This window comes from Microbacterium azadirachtae (genome assembly GCF_025583665.1).
GTDB lineage: Bacteria > Actinomycetota > Actinomycetes > Actinomycetales > Microbacteriaceae > Microbacterium > Microbacterium azadirachtae.
Map to the genome: position 1 here is coordinate 2,478,161 of NZ_CP099706.1, position 14,648 is coordinate 2,492,808.

The window sequence follows — 14,648 nt, forward strand, 5'->3', positions numbered from 1 at the left end:
GGTGTCGGCGGCGGTCGTTACGCTGACGGACGTGACAGGATCTCCGCCCGCCCCCTCCCCCGTCGACACGCTGAGCGCCGGTGAGGCGCGGCGGGTCGCGCTCGCGGCGCAGGGGTTCTCCCGCCGCCGTCCCGCGTCGCCGGGCGTGCGGCACCTGCACGCGGCCATGGCGCGCATGGGCGTGCTGCAGATCGACTCGGTGAACGTCTTCGCGCGCTCGCACTACCTGCCGCTGTTCTCCCGGCTGGGCGCCTACGATCCTGCGGTGCTCGAGCGCGCGTTCCTGTCCCGGCCCAGCGCGGCGCGCACCGGCCGCTACACCGAGTACCTCGCGCACGAGGCCACCTTCCTGCCGGTCGAGGACTGGCCGCTGTGGGGCTTCCGTCGCGAGGCCTTCCGCGCCAAGCGCGGCGCGTTCTGGGGGCAGAGCTCGTCGGCGCGCACGCTGGACTGGGTGCGCGCCGAGCTGCGCGACCGCGGCCCCTCCCGCCCGGCCGACATCCGCGGCGACGCGCCGGGCGGCCGGGGCGGCTGGTGGGAGTGGGACGAGGTCAAGCACGCCCTCGAGTACCTGTGGCGGATCGGCGATGTCGCGATCGCCGGACGTGACGGCTTCGAGCGCCGCTACGCCCTGGCCGAGGATGTCGTGCCCGCGGACCTGCTCGGCCGCGACCGGGACCGCGCGGCCGCGATCGGCGAGCTCGTGCGCCGGGCAGCCCGGGCGCACGGCGTGGCGACGGCCGCCGACATCGCGGACTACTACCGCATCAAGGACCGGGCGCTGGTGCTGTCGGCGATCGCGGATCTCGTCGACCAGGGCGAGCTGGCGCCGGTGCGCGTGCGCGGGTGGGAGCGCGGCGGGCGTCCCGTGCCCGCGTGGCGGCACACCGAGGCGGTCCTGCCCCGGCGCATCGACGCGACCGCGATCCTCACCCCCTTCGATCCGGTGGTCTGGTTCCGCGACCGCGCACTGCGGACGTTCGCGCTGGACTACCGGATCGAGATCTACACGCCGGCTGCGAAGCGGCGATACGGCTACTACTCGCTGCCGGTGCTCGTCGGCGACCGCATCTCCGCGCGCGTGGACCTGAAGGCGGATCGCGCGACGGGAACCCTGCGCGTGCAGTCGGCCTGGTGGGAGCCGCAGGCCAGGCCCGCCGCCGATGTGGAGCGCATCGCGGCAGAGCTTCGCACCGCCGCGGCCTGGCAAGGACTGGAGCACGTCTCCGTGTCCTCATGGGGCGATGCATCCGACGATCTCGCCGCCGCGCTCGACGCCCACCCCGAGCGGGCCAGGCGTCACGACGCCGGCCGGATGGATCAGATTCCGCTGGGGACGGGCGGCTGAGCGGGATCCCGTGTCAGAACTGGACGCGGGGAGGTTCGGCGATGGCCGCGCCGTCGGCGACCTCGAAGAACTCGCGCTCGGTGAAGCCGAGGTTGCGGGCGAACAGGTTGTTCGGGAACACCTTGATCTTGGTGTTGAGCTCGCGCACGCCGCCGTTGTAGAACCGGCGCGACGCCTGGATCTTGTCCTCCGTGTCGACGAGCGCGGACTGCAGCTGCAGGAAGTTCTGGCTCGCCTGCAGCTGCGGATAGGCCTCGGCCACCGCGAACAGGCTCTTCAGGGCCTGCTGCAGATGTCCCTCGGCCGCGCCCGCCTCACCCGGAGTGGAGGCGGACAGCGTCTCCGCCCGGGCGCGCGTGACGTTCTCGAACACGGCCTTCTCGTGGGCCGCATAGCCCTTGACCGTGTCGATGAGATTCGGGATCAGATCCGCTCGTCGCTTGAGCTGGACCGTGATGTCGCTCCACGCCTCGTCGACGCGGACCCCCAGCTGCACGAGCGAGTTGTACGTGGCCCACAGATAGATGCCGACGGCAGCGATCAGAACGACGATCACTCCGACGACGACGAGCACTGGAACAAGAACATCCACGGACGACGACCCCCTTGCAGACGCGATTGCGCCCATCCTATCCCGGCATGCTCCGTGTTCGCCGGGCTGCCAGGGAACGGTCAGGCGCCGAGCACGCGCTCCAGATAGCGGTTGGAGAAGCGGCGCTCCGGATCCAGCCTGTCCCGCAGGGCGAGGAAGTCGTCGAAGCGGGGATAGCGCTCCCGCAGCTGCTCCGCGTCGAGCGAGTGCAGCTTGCCCCAGTGCGGGCGCCCGCCGTGGGCGAGGCAGATCGCCTCGACCGCGTCGAAGTACTCGCGCGGATCGTGCCGCCAGTAGCGGTGCACGGCGATGTACGCCGACTCCCGGCCGTGCGCCGTGGACAGCCAGCGGTCGTCGGCCGCGGCGAACCGCACCTCGATCGGGAACTCGATCCGCCATCCGCGCTGGGCGATGAGCGCCTGCACGGCGCGGAACACGGGCACCACCTGATCCTGCGGCACGGCGTACTCCATCTCCCGGAACCGCACCGTGCGGCTCTGCGTCAGCACGCGGTGGGAGAGGTCGGTGTACTCGCGGTCACCCGTGAGCTTCACGGCGAGCCTGCTGAAGGACGGCGTGATCGCGGGCACGACGACGCCGGCCGCGCACACCGCGCGGTAGACGCCGTTGGAGAGGAGCGTCTCGTCGATCCACTTCCCCACCTTCGGCAGGGGGCGCCGCACCGCCGACTCCGGCAGCCGCTCGGTGGTCTTGGTCAGGGCGACGTCGGTGTGGGGGAACCAGTAGAACTCGAAGTGGTCCGCGGCGCCGACGCGCTCGTGCACGGAGTCCAGCACCTCGTCCAGCGGGGCAGGCGCGTCGACCGCGTGCATCACGAAGGCGGGCACGCACTGCAGGGTGACCTCGACGAGGATCCCGAGGGCGCCGAGTCCGAGCGCGAGCGCGGGCAGCAGCTCGGCGTTCTGCGTCTCGTCCACCCGCAGGAACTCCCCCGCGGCGGTGATCAGGGTGACGCCGACGACCTGCGCGGCGATGCCGCGGAATCCGGCGCCGGTGCCGTGGGTGCCGGTCGAGATGGCGCCGGAGATCGACTGCCGGTCGATGTCGCCCAGGTTCTCCATCGCGAGTCCGTAGGGCGCGAGGAGCGCCGGGATGCGGTGCAGCCGGGTGCCCGCGAGCAGCGTGACCCGCCCGCGCGCCTCGTCGGCGGACGCCAGCCCCTGCAGATCGTCGAGCTCGAGCAGCACGTCGGGAGCCACGGCCACGCCGGTGAAGCTGTGGCCGGCGCCGACCGCCTTGACCCGCAGGTTCTGGGCGGCAGCGGCGCGCACGGCCCGCTGCACGCCTTCGGGCGAGCGCGGCCGCTCCACGCGGATCGGCCGGATCGCGGCGGAGCGGCCCCAGTTCTGCCAGGTTCCTCCGGGTCGTGTCACAGGAAGGCCTTCCCCTCGCCGCGGTACGTGGGCAGTTCGCCGACGACGCGATCACCGTCGACGAGGTGGTAGCTCAGGATCCGCTCCGCCGGCTCGCCGCTCTTCGCATGGCGCAGCCAGACGCGGTCCCCGATCCGCAGGGTGCGGGCGGCTTCCCCGCGCAGCGGTGTCTGCACCTCTCCGGCGGCTTCGCGCGGCGCCGTCTGCAGACCCTGCGGCCACACCGGCCGCGGCTGCCGCGACGAGACGGGCGGCCCGGACGCGATCCACCCGCCGCCCAGGATCGTCGCGATGTCGGCGGCGGGACGGCGCACGACGTCGAAGGCGAACGCGCTGGCCGGCGCGAGGTCGAAGGAGCGGTAGCCGTCGAACAGGTGTCCCGCGAGCAGGCCGCTGCCCGCGGTGATCTCGGTGAGGGCCGGATCGGATCCGGTGTACTCGAGAGAGCCGGTGCCGCCGCCGGTGACGAAGTCCAGCGGCACGAGCGCGCGCACGGCTTCGGCGATGCGCGCCCGGCGCTCCCGCAGCTCCAGACGCGACTGCGCCTGCACCGTGCGGATCAGGGTGTCGCCGCTGCCGGTGTCGTCGCCCTGGCCGGCGATCTGCGCCTCGTACATCTGCAGGCCGACGAGGCGGAAGCCGTCGCGCTCCGCGGCGCGCCGGGCGAAGCGCGCGACCTCCTCGGGGGCGTGCAGCGGCGAGCGGAACACCCCGATGTGGCCGAGTCCCGGAGCACGCCACGAGGCGTCGGCATCGATCGCGATGCGCACGCGCGGACGCTTCCCGGGCGCGGTGATCGCGTCGATGAAGTCCAGCTGCGATTCGTCGTCGACCATCAGGGTGATCCGCGCACACGCCTGCTCGTCGCCGAGCAGGCGCTGCAGCGACGCTCGATCGGCCGTGGGGTACGCGAGCACGATGTCGTCATGGTCCTCGGCGAGCCAGAGCGCCTCCGCCAGCGTGAAGGCGAGCAGGCCCCGGTAGCCGGGCACCCGCAGCGCCGCGTCGATGACCTCCCGCACGCGTACCGACTTCGTCGCGATCCGGATCGGCAGCCCCCCGGCCCGCACCACCATGTCCATCGCGTTGTAGCGCAGCGCCTCGAGGTCGATCACGGCGACGGGCGCGGGAAGGTGCGCGGTCGCCTCGGTCAGCCGCGGCCACCATCGGGCGGGATCCTGCCAGGGCTGGGCGCGGTGACGGGTCGGGGCGGCGACACGGCCCTGATCGGCGATGAGCTCGAGCACGACTCCACCCTATTGGCTCGGAGTCAACATCGCGCAGGGTGCCGCGCTCGCTAGGCTCGGAGCAGGCCCCCGTAGCCCAACGGCAGAGGCAGGCGACTTAAAATCGCTTCAGTCTGGGTTCGAATCCCAGCGGGGGCACCCGGTCACGCGCCGGGGCGGCCGTCGAGCCACACCGCGTTCCAGTCCAGGATCCGCGCGTCCGCGAGCCCCTCGGTCACGAACGGGTCGTCCGCGATGAAGCGCTCTGCGGCCTCCCGCGTCGCGAAGACCCCCATGGATCCGGCGGCCGCGTCGGCCGTCGCGAAAGGACCGAGCGCGATCAGCTCTCCCCCGGCCTCGTGGAAGGCCCGGTAGTAGGCCTGATGACGCGGGAACACCTCGCCCACGCGGGCGCGGTCCACGCCCTCGCGCAGACGGTAGAGCACGACGAAGTCCACAGACGGATCGTAGCGTCCGGCACAGGATCCGCGGCCCCTCCGGCACATCCGGAGGCGATCGGATCCGGGAATGCGGAACGCCCCCGATCGGCTCCGTCGAGCGGGATCGGGGGCGTTCCGAGGGCGTTACTTGGCCGCGGCCTCTGCGGGCTTCTTGGCGGCGGGGCGCTCAGCGGCAGGCTTGGCCGTGTCGGCCTTGGCCGCCGGAGCCGCGGCGGCCGGCGCCGCCGGAGCCGCCTCGACCGCCGGACGCGGGCGCGCGGCGAACTCCTCGAAGACGGCGCGCGGCGTCTGCACGGCCTCGAGGCCGACGATGTCGCGACCGAGCCACAGGTTGTTCCACCAGCCCCACAGCACGCGCCACTTGCGCTCCCACGACGGCATGGCCAGGCCGTGGTAGCCGCGGTGCGCGAGCCAGGCGATGAAGCCCTTCAGCGCGATCTTGCCCGACTGGAACACGCCGTTGTAGAGGCCGAGACCGGCCACGGCGCCCAGGTTCTTGTGGACGTAGTCCTTCGGCGTCTCGCCGCGCAGCACCGCGACCAGGTTCTTCGCGAGCAGCTTCGCCTGACGCACCGCGTGCTGCGCGTTCGGCACGCACATGCCGCCCACGCCGCCGCCCGAGAGGTCGGGAACGGCCGAGACGTCACCGGCAGCCCAGGCGCCCTCGACGAAGGCGTCGGCCGTGCCCACGCGCAGGTCGGCGCGGGTCTGGATGCGACCGCGCTCCTCGACCGGCAGGTCGCCGCCGCGCACGACGGTCGGGTTGGCCATGACACCGGCGGTCCACACGATCAGGTCGGACGGGATGACCTCGCCCGTGGAGAGCTCGACGTTGCCGTCGACGGCGCCCTTGACCTGCGTGTCGAGGTGCACGTTCGCGCCGCGCTTGGCCAGGTCCTTCAGCACCCACTCGCTCGTCTTGAGCGAGACCTCGGGCATGATCCGGCCCATCGCCTCGATGAGGTGGAAGTGGGTGTCGTCGAAGGACAGCTGCGGGTACTTGGCGATCAGCGCCGACGCGAAGGAGCGCAGCTCGGCGAACGCCTCGATGCCGGCGAATCCGCCGCCGACCACGACGACCGTGAGCAGGCGGTCGCGCTCGGGGCCGGCCGGGATCGACGCCGCCTTGTCGAAGTTCGACAGCAGCCTGTCGCGCACGGCGACGGCCTCTTCGATGGTCTTCAGTCCGATCGCGTTGTCGGCGATGCCCGGGATCGGGAACGTGCGAGAGACGGCACCGGCGGTGACCACGATCTGGTCGTACGCGAACTCGTACGGCTCGCCCACCGAGGGCGTGATGGTCGCGACCTTCTCGGCGTGGTTGATGCCGGTGACCTTCGCGGTGACCACGTTGGTGCGCGAGAGGTGGCGACGGTGCGCGACCACCGCGTGGCGCGCCTCGATCGATCCGGCGGCGACCTCGGGGAGGAACGGCTGGTACGTCATGTACGGCAGCGGGTCGACCATGGTCACCTCTGCCTCGCCCTTGCGGAGGTGCTTCTCGAGCTTCCATGCGGTGTAGAAGCCGGCATAGCCACCGCCCACGATCAGGATCTTGGGCGCGACGGCGCTCTTTGCCACGGTGCTCTCAGTCACGGAGGCTTACTCCTCAGTCATCGGGATTTTGGCGTGCAGATGCGCGCGCCGAACGGATGCGCCGGGCAGCAGCAGTGACGCCAAGCGCTATCAGGATACCAGGCAGCGTGAGCGCGACGAGCGGCAGGGTACCGTACAGCAGTGAATCGGGGCTGGGGATCAGCGGCGAGACCGCTTTCGCCGGCGCATCGGCCTTCGGCAGAGGGGGGATCGGGACCGGCGTGGACGTCGCCGGGGTCGGCGCGGGAGCCTGGGCGCGGCGGTGCAGACGCACCCAGTCAGCGAGGTCGCCCAAGGGGTTCTGGTCGACCGGGGGCTGCACGGTGCTGACGGCGGCGGCCGCGTCGACCAGCCCGTACCCGTACAGCGGGTCGGGATGCGCGGTCGCCTGCGGCGCGCGACGGGCGGTCTGGATGATCTGGTTGATCACGTTGTTCGCGTCCATGTCCGGATGCGCGGCGCGCACCAGCGCGACGACGCCCGCGACGATCGGCGCCGCACCGCTCGTGCCGTTCCAGGTCTCGACCGTGCCGTCGGCGTCGACCCCGAGCAGCGACTCGCTCGGCGCGGACACGGCGATCGAGATCCCCTGCGTCGACGCCGCCTTGCTCGCGACGCCCCGCTGATCCACTCCCCCGACGGCGAGCACGCCGGGGATGGTGGCCGGCGCGCCGACCATCGCGGTGCCGCTGCCGCGGTTCCCGGCGGCCACGACCACCACGACGTCGTGCTCGAAGGCGTAGAGGAACGCGTCGTCCCAGCTGCGGTCCCAGTCCAGTGTGTTCGTCGTGAAGGACAGGTTGATGACGTTCGCGCCGTGGTCCACCGCCCACCGCATCGCGTCCGCGACCTGCTTCGTGAACGGCACAGGGGCCGTGGTGCCGAAGCCCAGCGAGATCGAGAGCAGCTTGGCCTCCGGAGCGACCCCGATCATGCCCGTGCCATCGGCGTTCGGCCGCCCCGCGGCGAGCGACGCGACCCGGGAGCCGTGGTCGCTGTCCAGCGGACCCAGCGGGGTGCGGCCGTCCTCGGATCCGATTCCGGACACGTCGGTGCCGTCGGAGACCGCACCCTGGAAGGCGTTCGGTCCGTTCGCGATGCCGGTGTCGATCACGGCGATCGTCACGCCCGCGCCGCGCGTGGTCTTCCAGGCGGCGTCGATGTGCGCGCCCTCGATCCAGTATTCGGCGGCGCGCACGGGATCGGGCGTCGGCGTCGGGGTCGCCCCGATCGCCAACGGAGCGACGAGCGCGAGGGCCAGCAGCGCGACGGCGGCGCGGAGCCGCCGGGCGCGGGGGGAAAGGGCGCGAGGCGCGGTCATCGGACTCGGTTCACCGTCCCAGTGCGGCTCCCGGCTCGACGCACTCGCAGCGCTCGGCCGACCACCGCGAGCGACGCAGGGCCTCGTCTCCGATGGGGTTGACGCCCTCGCCCGCGGCCAGCGCATGGCCGGCCAGGGCGTGCAGGCACTTCACCCTGGTGGGCATGCCGCCGGCGGAGACCCCGGCGATCTCGGGGACGTCGCCGAATTGCGCACGGTCGGCGAGGTACGCCTGGTGCGCGCGCAGATACGCGGCGGCGACGTCCTCGTCGTCGAGCAGCAGCGCGAGCTCCGGCATCACGTGGTCGGCCTCGAGGGTCGACATCGCGGCCGCCGCGGCGGGGTGCGTGAGGTAGTAGAACGTGGGGAACGGCGAGCCGTCGGACAGCCGCGGCAGGGTCGCCACGACCGTGGGGTTGCCGCAGACGCAGCGCGCGGCGATGCCGACGACTCCGCGTGCCTCGCGGCCGAGCTGTGCGGAGACGACCGCGAGCTCGGCGTCGGTGGGCGGGGCGAAGGGCGGCGTGGTCACCCCTCCAGGGTACGGGGTCGAGCCGCGGGGATCCTCAGCGCCCGGCCGAGCCGGCCGCCGTCTTGGCGAGTCCCGCCTCGGTCACGCTGCGCAGCAGCTGGCCGGCCCAGTCCGAGGACTTCTCCTGGACCGTGTCGCTGATCTTCGCCTGCTCGAGGGGACGGGCCGCGGGATCGATGTCGTTGTCGATGAGGTAGACGACCTCCCCCGGCTTCACGTAGAACAGCCGCTGCCTGGCCTGGGCCGTGATGTAGGCGGGGTCGTTCCAGCGCTCGCGCTCGGCCTTGAGGCCGTCGATCTGCTTCTGGGTGACCGCGACCGACTGCTCGAGTGCGGCGATGCGCTGGCGCTGATCCAGATAGGTGCCGAGCGTGGGCACGAGCACCCAGGCGCCGAGCACGACGAGCGACAGCATGATGACCATGAACCCGCTGAGCCGGATCCCGCCGACCCAGCCCCGCACGTCCACCGCGCGAGCCGACCCGGGCCGCGCGGCTCGCGTCTCGGCGCGAGCGTCCGTGCTCGCTCGCCGAGACGACGAAGGAGGAGTCCGCCGTTCGGTCATGACTCCTCCTTCGATTCAGCGGATGCGCTGATCAGCCCTTGAAACGCGGGAAGGCGGAGCGCCCGGCGAAGACCGCGGCATCACCCAGCTCCTCCTCGATGCGCAGAAGCTGATTGTACTTGGCGACGCGCTCCGACCGAGCGGGCGCGCCGCTCTTGATCTGGCCCGAGTTCACGGCGACGACGAGGTCGGCGATGGTGGTGTCCTCGGTCTCGCCCGAGCGGTGCGAGAGCATCGTGGTGTAGCCGGAGCGGTGCGCCAGGCTGATCGCGTCGAGGGTCTCGGACAGCGTGCCGATCTGGTTCACCTTGACCAGCAGCGAGTTGGCGACGCCGAGGTCGATGCCCTTCTGCAGGCGCTCCGGGTTGGTGACGAACAGGTCGTCGCCGACGAGCTGGATCGAGGATCCCAGCTTCTCGGTGAGGGCCTTCCAGCCGTCCCAGTCGTCCTCGGCCAGCGCGTCCTCGATCGTGACGATCGGGAAGTCCTTGACCAGGCCCACGTAGTAGTCGGTGAGCGAGGCGGCGTCCCAGTCCTTGTCGTCGAGGCGGTACACGCCGTCGTTGTAGAACTCGGTCGCGGCGGCGTCCAGGCCGAGCGCGATGTCGGTGCCCGGCGTGAAGCCGGCCTTCTCGATCGCCTTGACCAGGAACTCCAGCCCCTCGCGGTTGCTGGGCAGGTCGGGGGCGAAGCCGCCCTCGTCGCCGAGGCCGGTCGCGAAGCCCGCGGCCTTCAGCTCGCCCTTGAGCACGTGGTAGACCTCCGTGCCCCAGCGCAGCGCCTCGGAGAAGCTGTCGGCGCCGATCGGGGCCAGGAAGAACTCCTGCATGTCGATGCCGTTGTCGGCGTGCGAGCCGCCGTTGATGACGTTGAACAGCGGAACGGGGAGCAGGTGCGCGTTCGGTCCGCCGAGGTAGCGGAACAGCGGCAGGTCGGCCGAGTCCGCGGCGGCCTTCGCGACGGCGAGGCTCACGCCGAGGATCGCGTTCGCGCCGACGCGGCTCTTGTTGTCGGTGCCGTCGACCTCGATCAGGATCTCGTCGATGATGCGCTGCTCGCTGGCCTCGACGCCCTCGATCGCGGGCCCGAGCTCGTCGATGACCGCCTCGACGGCCTTCAGGACGCCCTTGCCCCCGTAACGGCTCTTGTCGCCGTCACGCAGCTCGTACGCCTCGAAGGCGCCGGTGGACGCACCGGAGGGGACGGCGGCGCGCTGCACGATGCCGTCGTCGAGGAGCACCTCCACCTCGACGGTCGGGTTGCCGCGGGAGTCGAGAATCTCGCGTGCGCCTACAGCCTCGATCAGTGCCACAGGGTGCTCCTTGTTCAAGAGGGAAGTGGGTTGGTGGAGCGACGTCGATCCGCCGCCCAGTCTAGTCGGAGCCGCCCTCGGCCCGCTGAGGATGACGCACCGCTCCCGGGGACGGCGAGGGGCCGCGCGATGCTGTCCGCGCGGCCCCTCGTGGTGCGGGTGTTACTTGTTGTACGACTTCACGACGTCGAGCAGGTTCGGGACGTTGGCGTACGCCTCGGCGGCGTTCTCCTTGGTCACGATGACCGGCGCGAGCAGGAACGACGGCACGACCTTCACACCGTTGTTGTAGGACTTGGTGTCGTTGACGTCGACCTTGTCGCCCTTCTGCAGCTCCTGCGCCATCTTGATCGCCTGGGCGACCAGCAGCGTGGTGTCCTTGTTGATCGTGGAGTACTGCACGCCCTCCATGATCGACTTCACCGACTCGACCTCGGAGTCCTGACCGGTGACCACCGGGACCGGCTTGCCGGCCTGCTGCACCGAGGTGATGATGGCGCGGGCGAGGGTGTCGTTCGGGCTCAGCACGCCGTCGATCGTGGCGGAGCTGTAGTTGGCGGTGAGCAGGGCGTCCATGCGGCGCTGCGCGTTCTCCGCCTTCCAGCCGTCCGTCGCGGTCTGGGTGATCTCGGTCTGGCCCGAGACGACCTTGAGCGTGCCGTCCTTGATCTTCGGCTCGAGCACGTCCATCGCGCCCTTGAAGAAGACCGCCGAGTTCGCGTCGTCCGCCGAGCCGGAGAACAGCTCGATGTTGTACGGCGCCGGGTGGCCGGCGCGCTTGGCGAGACCGTCGAGCAGGGCCTGGCCCTGCAGCTGGCCGACCTTGAAGTTGTCGAACGCGACGTAGTAGTCGACCGCGTCGGTGTTCTCGATCAGACGGTCGTAGGCGATGACGGTCGCGCCGGCGTCGTGCGCCGCCTTGACCTGGGTCGACAGCTGCTTGCCGTCCTTCGCACCGATGATGATGACCTTCGCACCGCCGGTGACCATCGCCTGGATCTGGTTCTGCTGCTCGGCGACCGTGTTGCTGGCCGGCGCGTACTGCACGTCGGGCTTGAAGCCCGCCTTGGTCAGCCCGTCGGTGAACAGCTTGCCCGCCAGCACCCAGTTCTCACTGGTCTTGTCCGGCAGGGCGACACCGATCTTCGCATCGGCCGCGAAGCCCTTGGCGCTGCCGCCGCTCGCAGCGGGCGTGCCGCCGCGCTCGGACGAGCACCCGGTCAGGGCGAAGGCACCCGCGACGACGATCGCTGTCGCCGAAAGGAGGATCTTCTTCATTGGGATCTCTTTCTCTCTTGGTGTTGCATCTCAGGTGAATGCAGGATCGTGCCGCACGCGCGGCCCGGACCTCTTTTACTTGCCGCTCGCGCTGCCGGCGGCGGTGGGGAACGGCTCTTCCGAACGGGAGAACCGGCGCGTGATGAAACCGGTGAGGGACGGACGGCCCTGCTGCTTGTTCCAGACGTCGACCGCGACCGCGAGCAGGAGCACGAGGCCCTTGACCATCGAGACGACGTCGGCGCCGAAGCCGAGCAGCGCCATGCCGTTGTTGAGGAACGCCATGACCAGACCACCGATGATCGAGCCGATCACGGTGCCGATGCCGCCCGAGACCGCCGCGCCGCCGATGAACACCGCGGCGATCGCGTCGAGCTCCCAGCCGTTGCCGTCCTGCGGGCCGGAGGCCGTGGCGCGGGCCACGTAGATCATGGCCGCGACCGAGGCGAGCACCGACATGTTCATCATCACGAAGAAGTCGGTCCAGCGGTCCTTCACGCCGCTCAGGCGCGCGGCCTGACGGTTGCCGCCGACCGCGTAGAGGTGGCGGCCGAACACGGTGTTGCGGGTGACGAACGTGTAGACGATCACGAGCAGCAGCAGGATCACGCCGGAGATCGGGAAGCTCGTGCCCGGACGACCGGTGGCGAACAGCCAGCCCGCGACGAGGATCAGCGCGGACAGGATGACGACCTTGACGACGCTCACCCAGACCGGTGCGACCTCGGTGCCGGCCTTGCGCTGCGAGCGGCGCAGGAACACCTCGAAGACGACGACCCAGACCACCGCGAGCACGGCGAGCACCATCGTGAGCACGTTGAAGGCGAGGGGCACGGCGAGCTCGGGCAGGTAGCCGGCGCCGATCCACTGGAAGTCCGCGGGCACGGCGACGGAGGTCGACTGACCGAACCACTGGTTGGCACCGCGGAAGAACAGCATGCCCGCCAGCGTCACGATGAACGCGGGCACGCGCACGAACGCGACCCAGAAGCCCTGCCAGGCGCCGACGAGGGCGCCGAGCGCCAGGCCGAGGAGGATCGCCGCCCACCACGGGAAGTGCCAGTTCGCCATCGACTGCGCCACGATGATGCCGACGAACGCGGCGACCGAGCCGACCGACAGATCGATGTGGCCCATGATGATGACCATCACCATGCCGATCGCGAGGATCAGGATGTAGGAGTACTGGCTGACGACGTTGATCAGGTTGCCGGGCGAGAGCGTCAGCCCGCCCGTCCAGATCTGGAAGATGATGATGATCACGACGAGGGATCCGAGGATGCCGAACTGACGGCTGGTGGACTGGCCGCCGCCCATCATCTTGCCGAGGTCGCGGAAGCGGAAGCCCTCCTCGGGCGCCGGCGTCGTCGACGGCGGGGTCTGAGTGGTCATGGTGCTCATGCGGACGCCTTCTGAGTCAGGGAGGTCATGCTGCGCATGAGCGCCTCCGGGGTGGCTTCGGATGCAGGGAGGCAGTCGGTGACGCGCCCCTCGAAAACGGTGTAGATGCGGTCGGACATGCCCAGGAGCTCCGGGAGCTCGCTGGAGATCACGATCACGCCCTTGCCCTGGGCGGCGAGCTCGTTGATGATGCCGTAGATCTCGTACTTCGCGCCGACGTCGATGCCGCGGGTGGGCTCGTCCAGGATCAGCAGATCCGGATCCGTGAACATCCACTTCGCCAGCACGACCTTCTGCTGGTTGCCGCCGGAGAGCGTGCCCACGCCCTGCTCGACGGTCGGCGTCTTGATGCGCAGCGACTTGCGGTAGCGCTCCGCGACCTGCGCCTCCTCGACGTCGTTCACGACGCCGTTGCGGGAGATCTTGGACAGCTTGGCCGACACGATCGACCGCTTGATCGTGTCGAGCAGGTTGAGCCCGAGCACCTTGCGGTCCTCGCTCACGTACGCGAGTCCGTGCCGGATCGCGCTGCGCACGTCGGGCAGCGCGATCTCCTGGCCGTCCTTGATGATCGTGCCGGACAGGTACTGACCGTAGGAGCGGCCGAAGATACTCATCGCGAACTCGGTGCGGCCGGCGCCCATGAGGCCCGCGATGCCGACGACCTCGCCGCGGCGCACCTCGATGCTGGAGCCCTTCACGACCATGCGCTCGGACACGCTGGGGTGACGCACCCACCAGTCCTTGACCTGGAAGAACACCTCCCCGATCTCCGGCGTGCGGTCGGGGTAGCGGCTCTCGAGCGAGCGCCCGACCATGCCGCGGATGATGCGGTCCTCGTTGATCTCGCCGCGGCCCACGTCGAGCGTCTCGACCGTGCGGCCGTCGCGGATGATCGTGATCTCGTCCGCGATCTGCTCGATCTCGTTGAGCTTGTGGCTGATGATGATCGACGTGATCCCCTTGGCCTTGAGGCCGAGGATCAGGTCGAGCAGATGCTGGGAGTCGTTCTCGTTCAGCGCGGCGGTCGGCTCGTCGAGGATGAGCAGCTTGACGTCCTTGTTGAGCGCCTTCGCGATCTCGATGAGCTGCTGCTTGCCCACGCCGAGGTGCTTGACCGCGACGTCGGGATCCTCCCGGAGGCCGACGCGGGCGAGCAGCTCGACGGTGCGCTGCTTCTGCGCGGTCCAGTCGATGCGCGCGCCGCGGCGGATCTCGTTGCCGAGGAAGATGTTCTCGGTGATCGAGAGCTCCGGGATGAGCGCGAGCTCCTGGTGGATGATCGCGATGCCGGCGTGCTCGCTGGCCGCGATGTCCCGGAAGCGCTGCTCCTGCCCGTAGAGCAGGATCTCGCCGTCGTAGCTGCCGTACGGGTACACGCCCGACAGCACCTTCATCAGGGTCGACTTCCCCGCGCCGTTCTCACCGCAGATCGCGTGCACCTCGCCGGTGCGCACGGTGATCGACACATCCGAGAGGGCCTTCACGCCCGGGAACTCCTTCGTGATGCTGCGCATCTCGAGGATCGGTCCGGCCACGGTGGGCAACGCCGTCGTCTCGCTCACGGATCTCCTTCGATACCAGGTCCGGTGATGTTCCGGTCAATGTTACCGTTCACATCG

13 protein-coding genes and 1 tRNA gene are annotated in these 14,648 nt (G+C 70.4%); 2 read left to right on the top strand and 12 right to left on the bottom strand.

Annotation, left to right across the window (positions count from 1 at the left end):
* Positions 1–31 precede the first annotated feature (31 nt).
* On the top strand, positions 32–1,348 hold the full coding sequence (locus tag NFX31_RS11760) for a winged helix-turn-helix domain-containing protein (RefSeq protein ID WP_262955810.1): 1,317 nt from the start codon (positions 32–34) through the stop codon (positions 1,346–1,348).
* Positions 1,349–1,361: 13 nt separating this feature from the next.
* On the opposite strand, the gene NFX31_RS11765 is transcribed toward NFX31_RS11760, so the two are convergent.
* The 3 genes from NFX31_RS11765 to NFX31_RS11775 form a co-directional block, all read right to left on the bottom strand.
* Positions 1,362–1,940, bottom strand: coding sequence for a LemA family protein (locus NFX31_RS11765; RefSeq protein ID WP_045251202.1), 579 nt, complete (start codon positions 1,938–1,940; stop codon positions 1,362–1,364).
* 80 nt (positions 1,941–2,020) lie between these two features.
* Complete coding sequence (locus NFX31_RS11770; protein WP_262955811.1) at positions 2,021–3,334, bottom strand: D-arabinono-1,4-lactone oxidase; 1,314 nt, start codon at positions 3,332–3,334, stop codon at positions 2,021–2,023.
* Positions 3,331–4,581 carry an alanine racemase gene (locus NFX31_RS11775; protein WP_374700567.1) on the bottom strand — a complete coding sequence of 417 codons (1,251 nt, stop codon included), beginning with the start codon at positions 4,579–4,581 and terminating at the stop codon, positions 3,331–3,333. The genes NFX31_RS11770 and NFX31_RS11775 overlap by 4 nt, the downstream gene beginning before the upstream one ends.
* A 65-nt stretch (positions 4,582–4,646) precedes the next feature.
* Here NFX31_RS11775 and NFX31_RS11780 point away from each other — a divergent pair.
* Positions 4,647–4,719, top strand: a tRNA-Leu gene (locus NFX31_RS11780).
* Positions 4,720–4,724: 5 nt separating this feature from the next.
* Here NFX31_RS11780 and NFX31_RS11785 read toward each other — a convergent pair.
* The 9 genes from NFX31_RS11785 to mmsA all read right to left on the bottom strand — a co-directional run bounded on the left by NFX31_RS11785 (position 4,725) and on the right by mmsA (position 14,543).
* On the bottom strand, positions 4,725–5,018 hold the full coding sequence (locus NFX31_RS11785; protein WP_045251205.1) for a YciI family protein: 294 nt from the start codon (positions 5,016–5,018) through the stop codon (positions 4,725–4,727).
* A 126-nt stretch (positions 5,019–5,144) separates the two neighbouring features.
* Entirely contained in the window at positions 5,145–6,617 is a 1,473-nt protein-coding gene (locus NFX31_RS11790) for an NAD(P)/FAD-dependent oxidoreductase (protein WP_262955812.1), read from the bottom strand.
* A gap of 13 nt (positions 6,618–6,630) precedes the next feature.
* Positions 6,631–7,938 (bottom strand): S8 family serine peptidase, encoded by a 1,308-nt coding sequence (locus tag NFX31_RS11795; protein ID WP_045251206.1) that lies wholly within the window; start codon positions 7,936–7,938, stop codon positions 6,631–6,633.
* Between the two features lie 10 nt (positions 7,939–7,948).
* A complete protein-coding gene (locus NFX31_RS11800; RefSeq protein WP_045251207.1) occupies positions 7,949–8,470 on the bottom strand; it encodes a DUF501 domain-containing protein in 522 nt (173 codons plus the stop codon).
* 34 nt (positions 8,471–8,504) lie between these two features.
* Positions 8,505–8,939, bottom strand: coding sequence for an FtsB family cell division protein (locus NFX31_RS11805; protein WP_045251208.1), 435 nt, complete (start codon positions 8,937–8,939; stop codon positions 8,505–8,507).
* A gap of 127 nt (positions 8,940–9,066) precedes the next feature.
* On the bottom strand, positions 9,067–10,347 hold the full coding sequence (gene eno, locus NFX31_RS11810; protein WP_045251209.1) for a phosphopyruvate hydratase: 1,281 nt from the start codon (positions 10,345–10,347) through the stop codon (positions 9,067–9,069).
* A 162-nt stretch (positions 10,348–10,509) separates the two neighbouring features.
* Entirely contained in the window at positions 10,510–11,625 is a 1,116-nt protein-coding gene (locus tag NFX31_RS11815; protein ID WP_045251210.1) for a substrate-binding domain-containing protein, read from the bottom strand.
* 75 nt (positions 11,626–11,700) lie between these two features.
* Complete coding sequence (gene mmsB, locus NFX31_RS11820) at positions 11,701–13,017, bottom strand: multiple monosaccharide ABC transporter permease (protein ID WP_045251289.1); 1,317 nt, start codon at positions 13,015–13,017, stop codon at positions 11,701–11,703.
* 5 nt (positions 13,018–13,022) lie between these two features.
* Complete coding sequence (gene mmsA, locus NFX31_RS11825) at positions 13,023–14,543, bottom strand: multiple monosaccharide ABC transporter ATP-binding protein (protein WP_045251290.1); 1,521 nt, start codon at positions 14,541–14,543, stop codon at positions 13,023–13,025.
* Positions 14,544–14,648 lie beyond the last annotated feature (105 nt).

What these genes read in the sequence shown, in the direction of transcription:
- NFX31_RS11795 (WP_045251206.1), bottom strand. Translation starts at nt 7,938, where the DNA reads ATGACCGCGCCTCGCGCCCTTTCCCCCCGCGCCCGGCGGCTCCGCGCC.
- NFX31_RS11815 (WP_045251210.1), bottom strand. Translation starts at nt 11,625, where the DNA reads ATGAAGAAGATCCTCCTTTCGGCGACAGCGATCGTCGTCGCGGGTGCC.
- mmsB (WP_045251289.1), bottom strand. Translation starts at nt 13,017, where the DNA reads ATGACCACTCAGACCCCGCCGTCGACGACGCCGGCGCCCGAGGAGGGC.
- mmsA (WP_045251290.1), bottom strand. Translation starts at nt 14,543, where the DNA reads ATGCGCAGCATCACGAAGGAGTTCCCGGGCGTGAAGGCCCTCTCGGAT.